Here is a 12,012-nt window from a genome sequence, read left to right as displayed (position 1 = left end):
ATATGAAATTTCCCTTTATATCAAATAAATTCCGTCGTCTTTAATTTCAATAAGCTTTTGCTTGTATAAAGATCCAACTGCTTTTTTAAAGCTTTTTTTACTCATTTGAAGTATTTGCTTAATGTCTTCGGGATCCGATTTATCTGTCAACTTTAAATATCCATCATTATCACGAAGTTCCATCATGATAGCATCGGCATTTGGTTCGATATTTCTGTATCCAATCTGCCCTAAAACCACATCGATTTTATTACCAGGTCTGATTTTTTTTACATAACCTTTTAGTCTATCTCCAACACTCAAATCTTGAAAAATGTCGTCGTTAAAAATAAGTCCTAAATGCTTTTTATTGATAATAACATTCATACCAATATCTGAAGGGTGAGAAACAATCAAATCTACTTCCTCAAACTCACTAACAGTTAGTTCTCTATTATCTAAAAACTGATTGGTTTTACTAGATGCTACTAGTCTATTGGTTTTTTCGTCCAGAAAACAGTAAACAAAATACCATCCTCCTTTTTTCATTTTAAAGGCTTGCTCTCCAAACGGGCAAAATAATTCCTTTAACATGCCCCAATCTAAAAATGCGCCATGTTCTGTAACTGCATTGCATCGTAATAAGGCAAAATCGCCTTTCTTTATATATGGTTTGTCTGTTACTGCAACTAATCGTTCTTCGTTATCCAAGTAAACAAACACTTCAATTTTATCCCAAATTTTAAATGATTCTGGAACGTATCTATTTGGTAACAAAACTTCGTTCCCTTCTTCATCTGCCAAATATGCTCCTTGTTCAGATTCTCGAAGTATTTCTAAGGTATTGTATTCTCCTAAATTTATCATGCTGTAAAGGTAATAATATTAGCTATTAGAAATAAAAAAAGCGTTACAATTCTAATACTTGAATTATAACGCTTGAATATAAAAAAATCAGATTATTTGTATACTGATTCCTTTTTAAAGTGTAGGGTTAGTAAATAATAAACCACTGCTCTATATTTATTTCTATTTGATTGTCCGTATTTATCCATAACGGCTTGAATACCTTTATCTAATTCTGGACCGTCTTTTAATCCTAATTTTTTTATTAAAAAATTATTTTTAACCGTAGCTAACTCTGATGGATCTGAGCCAGAAACAGTTGATGCATCAGCGTTATAAATTGATGGTCCACAACCAATAGTGACTTTAGTTAATAAATCCATATTTGGAGTAACACCACATTTTTCTTTTAAATCTGTAGCATACTTTGCAATTAATTCATCTCTTTTTCCCATGTTTTATTTAATTTTTTAGATTAATAATAATTCAACTCTAAATATAAACAATTTTTAAGTATTTAAAACTGAATTCTTATAGATATCCGGTCAAATTTAAGTTTTTCAAGCTGTTTCTCTTAAAAAAGATTTCGTCCTGATAAATCATCACCTATTTGCCCCTTATTTTATAAACTTAAAATAATCTAATAACACTTTGTCATTAACGGTTCGAGGTGTGAATATTTCTAGCAACTTTGGTTCATTAGACTCATCAAAAAAAGTTTTCAAATGGTTTTTTAATTGTTTTTCTGTTGCTGCTGTGGCATAATCTAACTCGTACATTTTACAAAGATGTTTTGCTGAAAGATTATGCGTGGTTTCAAAATATGTTTCGAATTTTTTAGTATCCTTCTCTCCAGGTAGAATTCTAAAAATTCCTCCCCCTTGATTATTTACAAGAATAATTCTGAAATTATTTGGAATATAGTTGTTCCACAATGCATTGCTATCGTAAAAGAAACTTAAATCCCCTGTTATTAAAACCGTTTGTTTTTTACTTGCTTTGGAGCAACCAATGGCTGTACTTGTACTACCGTCTATTCCGCTTGTTCCTCGATTACAATAAACTGGTATATTTTTGTTTAAATTAAAAAGCTGTGAGTATCTAATTGCCGAGCTGTTTCCTAATTGCAGTATTATGTTTTCTGGAAGTTTATTTAGCACCTCATCAAAAACCTTGAAATCGCTAAATGGAATGGTTTCGACATATTCCAAGTGCTTTTCTTCTCTTCGCGTCTTTATTTCGCTCCAAAAAGAACAATAATCGCTTTTAACCGAGTGTGTCAGTCTTGGTAAAAGTGAATTAAAAAACTCGTTTGGAGTGGCTTCTATATGTTTATCTAAACAGAAAAACGTATCGTTTGCCGTTTTTCTATCTATATGCCAATGGTGTTTTGGTTGAAATTTTCGCAGGAAAACTTTAATTTTTTTAGACACAATCAATCCTCCAAATGTTACTAAAACATCAGGTTGTAGCTTTGCAAATTCCTCATCGGTAAGTGGCGCAATAAGCTTATCAATGCTGTTAAAAAACTGCTTATTATGAATATTAGACGTCGTTTCTGTAAATACTACTACACTTCCATCTTTAGCTAATTCTTCTAGAATTTTCTGTTCAATTTGATTGGGTTTATTAGCACCTATCAAAATCATTTTTTTGGCATAGCTATTCCAATCGTCGTAACATTCTTGAATAAAGAAATCGTCAATTTTTTTCTTTTTCTTTTCTATGTCAATAATCTTTGGATTTACTAAAAGACTATCTGTGGTTTCGTAAAGCGGTTCTTCAAAAGGAATATTAATATGAACCGGTCCTTTGGATAAAATAGCCTTATTTATAGCTGTATTAATCTTGGTTTCGTTTTCATCGTCTAGTTCCTGTTTAACACCTAACATACGCTCCAGTTTATTTTCGATAGATCTAATAAGTGCAGGCTCAGATTCTGATGTTTTTCTGGGACCATGTTCATGATTCAAATTCAAATTGGCTGAAAACAAAATATGATTGGCAAACACATCCTTTTGATTGATTGTTTGTCCATCTCCAATTCCTATTAGATACTTCGGTCTATCAGCCGACAAAACCACTAAAGGAATATCGCTATAAAACGCCTCGGAAATAGCCGGATAGTAATTTAACAGGGCACTCCCTGAAGTACAAACAAGGGCTACAGGATCTTCTGTTTGTTGCGCAATTCCCAATGCAAAAAAACCAGCGCTACGCTCATCCACAATACTGTAACAAGTAAAAAAAGGATCGCTAGTAAAACCAATAGTTAGAGGCGCATTTCTACTACCTGGTGAAATTACAATGTGTTGAATATTTTTGGCTTTACACAACTGAATAACAGTTTGAGCCAGAGGATTTTTTGAATATAACATTTTGGAAAATTCTGAATGTAAATGTAACAAATAGCCTAATGATATAAAATTATTGCAGCACCTTTTTCATGACCAAAGCTTTGGCTTGAGTTTCTTTCCATTCGGCTTCTGGGTTGGAGTCTTTTGTAACACCTCCACCCACATATATGAGTGCTTTTTTATCTAAAATTTGCATGCAACGCAGATTTACATATAAGTTTGAAATATTTTTTACAGATGCGTATGCATTGTTTTCTACATTTCTTCTATTGGTATTTCTAGTTGTTTTCTCTTGTAGATTTAATTCTCCTAAAAAGCCTGTGTAAAATTCCCTGTTGTAATTTTCCTTATTTAAAATGAACTGCTTCGAAGCTTCTTTAGGCATACCACAAACAGCAGGTGTTGGATGTAACTTATCGAGTAATTCTTTAAAACTTGAATTCTTAAAGTTTAAAACTCCTGCAATATTGGTTTGTAAATGAAGTAGATTACCAGCTTTAACCGTTTTAACTTCTGATACTTGAATCCTTTCCGTTGTTTCCTCCACACTTTGTAGAATAAAATCTGTTACAAATTGTTGCTCCTCTTTCTCTTTGTTTTGCCAAACTACATTTTCTGTTCCTTCATATTTTTGAGTACCCGCTAAAGCCATAGTTTTAAATCGAGAACCTTCGGTGCTTATTAAGTTTTCAGGTGTGGCGCCCAGCCACAGCCCCACTTTTGGGTGAAACCAGCAATAAACAAATGCTGTAGGGTAATTTTGAAGTAAACTTTTAAAAGTTGCTAAGGGATTTACCTCTTCCAATTCAAAAAGCTCTCGTCTAGACAAAACAACTTTAGCAAATTGTGCGTCTTTTATTGCTTCAATACCGGTTTTTACAAGATCTACATGAAAATTCTTTTGAACATCAGTTTTAGGACAATCAAAATCCATTAGATCTACTTTATTACTAGATTCAAAAGCTTCTCCTAAATTAACAGAGTGGCATGTTAATGAAAGTGAATCTTCAAACGGAATTAAAATAGAATTTCTTGTGGAATCAAATGGCGCCATAACAAATCCCTTTTCAGAATAATCTTCTGTTATGTAAAGTTTATCCGTATTCTGAAGGATTGCTTTTACTTCAACTTCATTTGGTTTCCTGTATACTACAAAGGGTAATTGTTTATTTAAATTTTGGTGAATATTTTGAAAAAATTCTTCAGCAGTCATTATTTCTTTTTTGGAAGTGAAATGGTTGAAAGTCTACAAATTGAAATTAGGTTATCGTTATCGTCTGTAACTCTAATATCTAATAATTGCGTAGTCCTTCCCTTATGTAAAAAAGTAGCTCGGGCATAAACATAGCCTTCAGTAACACTTTTTAAATGGTTTGCTGTAATTTCTAAGCCACGAACAAAGTTATTTTCGGTATCGATAAAAATATGAGAAGCAAAGCTACCAACACTTTCTGCTAAAGCAGCCGTTGCTCCTCCATGTAGAACTCCGTCTGGTTGATAAACTCTAGAATTAACAGGCATTCTAGCTACTAAGAAGTCTTCACCGTAATCTACCATTTCAATATTTAAGGTTTCCATTAAAGTGTTTTTACTAGCAGCATTAGCCTTTGCCAACACACTTTCTTTAGATAATTGCATATAAATAATGTATTTTTAAAATCGAAATGTAAAAGTACAAAATGAATTTAGAAGAAAGAGAAATATCGTATACAAGTACCAACAGTTATTCTACTTTAAACAAACTAACACCTAAAACCCAAAATATATGGTTTGTATGCCATGGCATGGGGTTTTTAAGCCGTTATTTTTTAAGATATTTTACAGGTTTAAATCCCGATGAAAATTACATAATTGCTCCTCAAGCCCAAAGTAAATATTACTTAGCTCCTAAACAGAAACATGTTGGTTCCTGCTGGTTAACAAAAGAAAATACGCTTAAAGAAACAGAAAATGTCATGAGATATTTTGATGCTGTATTTGAAAGGGAAAATTTGCCAAGCGACAAAAATTTAATTGTTTTAGGTTACTCACAAGGAGTAAGTGTAGCTATGCGTTACATAGCAAAAAGAAAACTAGTTTGTTCTCAATTGGTTTTACATTCTGGAGGTATTCCAAAGGAGTTAAACCCAAACGATTTTAGTTTTCTGAATGCAAAAGTGAGTCTGATTTACGGTACAGAAGATGAATTTTTAAATGAAGAACGCATTGTTCAAGAAACAAAAAGAGGGAAAGAACTATTTGGAAACAATTTACACCTGATTCCTTTTGAAGGAAAACATGAAGTCAACGTAAAACTTATCAAAAATTTGGTTTTATAATCCCACACTCTAACGTTTTTTTTCATGGAAATTGTTTTTGAATGATTCCTCGACTTGTAGCAGCTCTATATCGTTCAATAAAAAACAACTATTATTTAAAATCGTTTAAGTTACTCTTAAAGAAAAAACTTCCCTAAAAACAGAACGTTTCTAGAGAAGTTTTAGTTGTTTACTACAATGTGCTTAAGGAAATGGCTTTTATTTTGCTATTTCAATTTCCCATTCTGCACCACTAATATCTATAAGTTTCAATTTATAAGTTTCGTCTTTTGCATATTGAACACCTTTTAAATCGATAGTTAAAATAGCTTTAGCCCCCAAAGGAATAATTAAACTGTGTTTTCCTGGTTTTACCTTAGCCACATAATAGTTATTAATATTATTTAATTCAAACTTTGAAAGATCAGCTCCATTTTTCTCCATAACAATATTTCCATTGCTATCTATTAACTGAATTCCTATTAAGAAAGAGCCATAAACATCAGCGCCTTCTACTCTAAAAACTTCAAACTGTAAGTTGTTATCTTTTATAGATGCATTGCTAAGTTCTATTTTAGGTTTTACAGATTTATTATGAAGAGTTCCATAAACACCTCCATGGAAATACTGATTGGTGTATAAAGTCAAGGCAAAAATCCCTAAAGCTCCTATCAAAACAATTTGTTTTAGGTTTCTTATAGGAAGGATTCCCGAACCAAGGAAAGAGAACCATTTTGTTTCTGTAAATTTAAATTTCCTATCCATAAAAAATTTATCCATGGAATAATAACCGCTTCCGCTTAGAAACAAAGCAAAACCACTAGCTATTCCTAAAACGCCAATTTGCCATTCGTCCAAGCAGGTTGTTCCAATCCAACCAGAACCCAATAAGATTCCCATTGCTAAAAAGAAAACTCCAATACTCATTAAGCGAGTAAACAAACCGAACATAATAAAAAGCCCTACAATCCCTTCAATAATAGTAAAGGCTACCATGTGCCACCATAATGTTTCCGGATTTGAAACCAAATATTCAATAAGTGGCTTAATTCCTAATGCGTTAGGTAAAAAGTGATTAAATTTTTCGCCAATATACCCTGCCTCTTCTGGGTTTAATTTGTTTTCTAAAACTAGTCTTCGCCAAAAGGCTGAAAAATAAGTCCATCCAATAACTAATCTGATAGACAACGTAAAAAGTCCAGTCATGTTAAACGACTGTTTATCTGTAAAATATTTCATTAAAATTGATATTTATATAGGTTGATAATTAAAAATATAGCGGAAAAGGATTAGGCTATATCTAATTTTAACTGACTATATAAAATATATAAGGGAAGACTGCTCTCTGAATAGTTTTTGTAATAGTTTTTTTGAAAGACTACCTGGAAATTTGGTGCTAATAAAACAGTATTATTAGTTTTAGTTGCTAACACATTTAGCTCGAAATCATCTTGAGTCTTAACAGTCTCAATTAGATTAAACTCCAAATTTTCACAAGAGTTATCCTGAAAAACTAATGCTTTTGATTTATTTAAAGGTCGTTGGTAGTCGATATTAAAAACTGTAGCTCCAGACTCCTTTACAGAACAAGGTGCCAAAGCAAACATCACCACTAAAAGTAAAAGTGTGTGTTTTAAAAATTTAATATATGACTTCGAGTTTTTCATCTATCACCGACAAAATTAGCATTTTTAATAATCTGTTGTAAATAAAAACCCTTAACAATTCGTTAAAATCCTTGAAGCTTATAGGACCTGGTTTGTCTTGTTAGTTTTATAAGCTAAATATATCAATTTTGCACTATTTTCCTAATTCCTATAAAAACAAAAATCATTACGGAATAAATAATAAAAAAAGGAATGATGTCATCTTTAAAACCTAAAACTAACAGAGTACTAATAAGTAACAACTGAAAACCAAGGCCAAAAGTTGACACGGCGAACATAAACCAATTAGGAAAGTGTTTCCCTTCTGGAGCATTTCTATCAAGCAAATAAATTAATCTATCAAACCCTCCATAAAGTATTTTATATAATCCAAAAAGGATATTTACATGTTTCTGTTTTTCACCTTTTAAAGCTGTGGGGGTTTTATCCTCAAAAACGCGACTTGTAGTATCTCCGTCATACCTATTTCTTAAAATAGAATAGTAGTAATTATATAGAGTACCTTGTAACTGTACTCCTAAAAATGCACAAATAGCACTTAAAACACTTGAATCTGTAATAAGCCAAAGCGCAATAAAAATAAAAAGATTTAATATGATATCTGAAACAGAATCGAAATATCGTCCGGTATATGAAGGGGTGTTTTTTATTCGTGCTAGCTCACCATCAGCAGCATCTAAAACAGATTTTAAAACCAAAAACAAACTTGCTGCCCAAAATTGATTGTTTAAGATACATATAATTGCAATTGTACCTGAAATTATAAATGAAATAGTAACGTGTATGGGAGTGAGAGAGGTTCCTTTTATAGCATTAGCTATCATTCTACCAGGAATTCTTCCATAATCTGAAAGATCTATAAATTTATGTTCACTTGGTAACTTAGACATTTTATGCTTTGGTTTTTAGTAATTTTAATGTCTTAGTTTCTTGAGCTACTAGCATTAGGTATTATTTATTAAAATGTAAAGATAGTACTTAAAAAATACAGCTTTCACCTTCAAATACCCAAAAGTCAAAAATTAAATCTTGTTTATTTCTGACAAACTAAATCTAATAAAAACTCTAGTTAATTAAATTATCTATAATCCTTCGCGTAGGCAAAATGGCATTGGTATATTCGATACTTGGTCCAGCAACCCATACTGTTTTATAAGTAACTTGGGTAGCAGCTTTAGTTGTAGCATTCATACCTATAGAAAAACGAATCATTTTAACCCATTTTTTAAGTTTTTTATTCTTATTTAAAATAGATTCCAACTTAGATTCTTTTGTTCCAATTTTCTGAACATAAGGTGTGTTGATAACTGTGCACGGCGTTCCTGAAATTCGTTGAGTCATAACAATATCCTTCGCCCCATAATCTACACAGGCTTGTTTGTACTCATTAGTAACGCCTGCTTCAACAGAGGCAATAAACGGACTTCCTACCGAAACTCCTGCTGCTCCATAACTTAACATCTCATCCATATCGGCTTTACGTCCCACACCTCCAGCTGAAATAACAGGAATAGAAATATTTTGAGTTAAAAGTTCTATTAACTCCTTTGGGGAATAGTCTCCTCGATGTCCTCCAGCCTCATTATTTACGGCAATTGCAGCATCAGCGCCTAGTTCTTCAACTTTTTTTGCAAATTTCAAATCCGTAACATCACAAAATACCTTTATACCAACAGCATGTGCTTGATTAATGGTTTCTTCTGGACTCCCTAAAGAAGTAATAATAAAATCGCAGCCTTCTTCACACAAAACACGAAGTTGCTCTTTGTATTTTATATTAGATTTATTCACAATTAAATTAAACCCGAAAGAACCTCCAGCTACTTTTGCCTCTTTCAATTCTTTTATAGCCGCACGTAATTCGTCTAAAGTTCTAAAGTTTAACGCCGGAATACATCCTGCAATACCACCTTTCATGGCTTCAATAACCATAGCTGTATTAGACACTAAAAACATTGGAGCTTGAATAATTGGAAATTTTATGTTTAATAGTTGAGTTAGTTTTGTTTGCATATAACATTTAATTTGATGTCGCTTATATCTAGCCTTACAAATATACAAAAATAGTATGCATGCATAACAAATTTTAGAAGAACATTCTATTCATTTTATTCTTGTTATTATTTTAAAAACTTAAGGGATTCAATTTTCATAAAATTTTCATAAACATTTCTTAATGACACACTTACGAAGCCAATTAAATTGTAATTTTAGTTATAATTTTAAATGATTGAATAAACCAACCTCTATTTCATCAATCTAAATTCGAAATATAAATAGATCATTAAATTATTAAATCAAAGCCATCTTTAAAATTAGAATTTTTATTATTAACCCTTTAAAATTTCTAATATTATGAAAATCCTGTGTATTGGCTTACTATTTTTAGGATTCGCCAACCTAAGTTTTTCCCAAGCAGATAAAGAGGTCGTAGAAGTTCAATTGGCTAGTGTAGTCATCACGGCACCAGCTAATTTATCGAGCCAAAATTATTTGAATGCGGTTTACGACAAAAATGCTCCAGAAGAAGCAAAAATCCTAGAGAACATTGCAGCGAGATTCAAAATTATCGAATCTCCCGTTTATGACAATCAATTTGATGCATACGACGTTATATTTAAAGACGAATCTTCTAACGACGGACGAATACTTGTTACTTACAACAGCGAAGGTCATTTAATAAAATCTTTCGAGAAGTTCCACGATGTTGCCCTTCCTCCTGCTGTTAGAAATGCTGTATACAACGAATATCCTGGCTGGACAATAGCTAGTGACACGTATTTAGTTACTTATCATCACGACAAAGAAACCCAAAAAGCATTTAAGCTAAAAATTGAAAAAGACGGTAAGAAAAAAGTAATTAAAGTGGATTTAAATGGTGATATATCTAAAAACGAATAATCATCACCCTGTTATGAATGACAATTAAATATATTTATTAAAACGCAAACTCCCGAAAATTATCGGGAGTTTGTGTTTTATTGTTTTAAAAGAACTTCAAGTTAAGTGTATGATCTAATTTCCTTTTATAAGGTTTTTCTTGGCACTTTTGTTTTATTTTCAGACAGTGAATAAATAGTCCAAGCCATAATCACTGCATTTTTAATAACATCTTCCTCAGGAACATATTCCAATAAATCCATTTGTGTGTGATGGGTTACGGAGTAATAATCTAAAGGATCTTGAATAAATTGAAATGCGGGAATGTTGTAATGGTCAAAAGTTTCATGATCGGTTGACAAAGTGTTCTCTATGGTTAAAACGCCTTCCGTAATATCTGAAATAGCTGAAAACACCTTTTTAAACACAGGTTTTGCCAAAGCATTATTTTGAAGATACATGCCTCTTATAGCTCCAGCCCCATTATCTAAATTTAAATAGGCAGATATTTTGGTTGATTCTGTATTTGGGTTTTCATTTAAGCTGCCATAATGCTTTTCAGCAAAAGCGGCTGAGCCTAAAAAGGCCTGCTCCTCGCCTCCCCAAAGACCAATTTTTATAGTTCTTTTAGGTTTGTATCCTATGTTTTTAAGAATTCTTAATGCCTCAACCAAAACAATAGAATTAGCTCCATTATCGGTAGCTCCAGTACCAGAATGCCAGGAATCAAAATGGGCACCAAGTAAAATGGTTTCAGATTTTAATTTCTTGTCGGTTCCTGTTAATTCTGCAATCACATTTACGTTATTTTCTGGTTTTGAATAAAAGGAAGTTTCTAGATTCAATCGGATTTTCGGAATCACATTTAAATCAATCATTCTAGCTAATCTGCCAAAATGTTCTGGCATGATAGTAAAGTATGGTAGAGGCTTTAATTGCCCATTTTTATAAAAGTATGTACCATCTGGGTGTAAAACACCTAAATACATAGGTCGGGAAATTAAAACTGCCAACACCCCTTCTTCTTCTAAAAACCTTAGCAGACCTTCTTCCCTAACATCACTTGTTTCCCAAGATTTAAATAATTCTGGTAATGGAGTTTGTTTTACTTTAGCCGAATCTTGTTTTGCCATTTTATTTAAATCCTTTTCGTTGTACCTTTTAAAAAGAGTATCGTTTAAGGATTTTTTAGAAGGAATAGATCCCAATAAAATAATTTTCCCTTGAAGTTTTCCTGAATACTCAAGCTTCAAAGAGTCTAAGTATTTATATTTTTTAATATGAACTAGTTCGCCAGTCACAATTCCATCTGTACTTTTTGACATAGCTAATGGATAAGCAGAAATTTGCATATAGTTAGGTGAAACCATTTCCATGTGAAAACTTTCCATACTCCAACCACGACAATCGTTACAATAAGATTCAAAGTGCACATTTTGCAATCCTAAAGATGTCATTTTATCCGACATCCAAGTTGCGGCAGCTAAATACTCATTTGAGCCTGTTAAACGTTGCCCATAAACGTCTGACAATTCACTTAACATGGACATGGCTTGAGAGTTTTCAAAACCTTCGGTTTTAATTTTTTCAAGCATCACATCGCTACTTACAGATTGCGAAGAACTACTAAATAAGACACCTATAAAAAGTAGGTAAAATAGAGAGAGATTTAATTTCATGATTAAATATTAAATAATTAATTTTCGAAAGTAAGGAAGAAAAGAGATTTTTCTATGGGTTTAAGGGAAATAATTACTCATAAAAAAACGCAACCAAATTAATGATTGCGTTTTTTTAATAGTTTCCTGACCTCCAGTTTTTCAACTGAAAAATGCTAGGATTTTTTTATTTCACTTCTTCGAAATCTACGTCCTCAACGTCGCTTTCTTGGTTAGCATTAGCTCCAGCATTTGCGTCTGGTCCAGCATCTGCTCCACCTTGTTGTGATTCAGCTTGAGCTTTGTACATTTCTTCGCTAGCTACTTT

12 protein-coding genes are annotated in these 12,012 nt (G+C 32.2%); 2 read left to right on the top strand and 10 right to left on the bottom strand.

The window, feature by feature from the left end; all coding sequences use genetic code 11:
• Nucleotides 1-15: 15 nt before the first annotated feature.
• The 5 genes from VKY41_RS09890 to VKY41_RS09870 form a co-directional block, all read right to left on the bottom strand.
• Nucleotides 16-846, bottom strand: coding sequence for a CvfB family protein (locus VKY41_RS09890; RefSeq protein ID WP_500814289.1), 831 nt, complete (start codon nt 844-846; stop codon nt 16-18).
• A gap of 92 nt (nt 847-938) precedes the next feature.
• Complete coding sequence (locus tag VKY41_RS09885; RefSeq protein ID WP_500814288.1) at nt 939-1,280, bottom strand: DUF2853 family protein; 342 nt, start codon at nt 1,278-1,280, stop codon at nt 939-941.
• A 162-nt stretch (nt 1,281-1,442) separates the two neighbouring features.
• Nucleotides 1,443-3,203 (bottom strand): 2-succinyl-5-enolpyruvyl-6-hydroxy-3-cyclohexene-1-carboxylic-acid synthase, encoded by a 1,761-nt coding sequence (gene menD / locus VKY41_RS09880; RefSeq protein WP_500814287.1) that lies wholly within the window; start codon nt 3,201-3,203, stop codon nt 1,443-1,445.
• 49 nt (nt 3,204-3,252) lie between these two features.
• On the bottom strand, nt 3,253-4,395 hold the full coding sequence (locus VKY41_RS09875) for a chorismate-binding protein (protein ID WP_500814286.1): 1,143 nt from the start codon (nt 4,393-4,395) through the stop codon (nt 3,253-3,255).
• Entirely contained in the window at nt 4,395-4,820 is a 426-nt protein-coding gene (locus tag VKY41_RS09870; protein WP_500814285.1) for a PaaI family thioesterase, read from the bottom strand. Before VKY41_RS09870 ends, VKY41_RS09875 begins: the two co-directional genes overlap by 1 nt.
• A gap of 41 nt (nt 4,821-4,861) precedes the next feature.
• On the opposite strand from VKY41_RS09870, the gene VKY41_RS09865 reads away from it, so the two are divergent.
• Nucleotides 4,862-5,500: an alpha/beta hydrolase gene (locus VKY41_RS09865; protein ID WP_500814284.1), complete on the top strand. Its 639-nt coding sequence runs from the start codon at nt 4,862-4,864 to the stop codon at nt 5,498-5,500.
• A 198-nt stretch (nt 5,501-5,698) separates the two neighbouring features.
• Here VKY41_RS09865 and VKY41_RS09860 read toward each other — a convergent pair whose 3' ends face one another.
• The 4 genes from VKY41_RS09860 to VKY41_RS09845 form a co-directional block, all read right to left on the bottom strand.
• Entirely contained in the window at nt 5,699-6,718 is a 1,020-nt protein-coding gene (locus VKY41_RS09860; RefSeq protein WP_500814283.1) for a TQO small subunit DoxD, read from the bottom strand.
• 50 nt (nt 6,719-6,768) lie between these two features.
• On the bottom strand, nt 6,769-7,146 hold the full coding sequence (locus tag VKY41_RS09855; RefSeq protein WP_500814282.1) for a hypothetical protein: 378 nt from the start codon (nt 7,144-7,146) through the stop codon (nt 6,769-6,771).
• Between the two features lie 122 nt (nt 7,147-7,268).
• On the bottom strand, nt 7,269-8,036 hold the full coding sequence (locus VKY41_RS09850) for a CDP-alcohol phosphatidyltransferase family protein (RefSeq protein WP_500814281.1): 768 nt from the start codon (nt 8,034-8,036) through the stop codon (nt 7,269-7,271).
• A 175-nt stretch (nt 8,037-8,211) separates the two neighbouring features.
• Nucleotides 8,212-9,159, bottom strand: a complete 948-nt coding sequence (locus VKY41_RS09845) for an NAD(P)H-dependent flavin oxidoreductase (protein ID WP_500814280.1) — start codon at nt 9,157-9,159, stop codon at nt 8,212-8,214.
• A 342-nt stretch (nt 9,160-9,501) separates the two neighbouring features.
• Between VKY41_RS09845 and VKY41_RS09840 the strand changes: the two genes are divergently transcribed.
• Nucleotides 9,502-10,047, top strand: coding sequence for a hypothetical protein (locus VKY41_RS09840; RefSeq protein ID WP_500814279.1), 546 nt, complete (start codon nt 9,502-9,504; stop codon nt 10,045-10,047).
• 125 nt (nt 10,048-10,172) lie between these two features.
• On the opposite strand, the gene VKY41_RS09835 is transcribed toward VKY41_RS09840, so the two are convergent.
• Nucleotides 10,173-11,705 (bottom strand): M20/M25/M40 family metallo-hydrolase, encoded by a 1,533-nt coding sequence (locus VKY41_RS09835; protein WP_500814278.1) that lies wholly within the window; start codon nt 11,703-11,705, stop codon nt 10,173-10,175.
• Nucleotides 11,706-12,012: the final 307 nt, after the last annotated feature.

This window comes from Xanthomarina sp. (assembly GCF_035306605.1).
Taxonomy (GTDB): Bacteria; Bacteroidota; Bacteroidia; order Flavobacteriales; family Flavobacteriaceae; genus Xanthomarina.
This window is presented reverse-complemented; position numbering and strand designations above follow the sequence as displayed.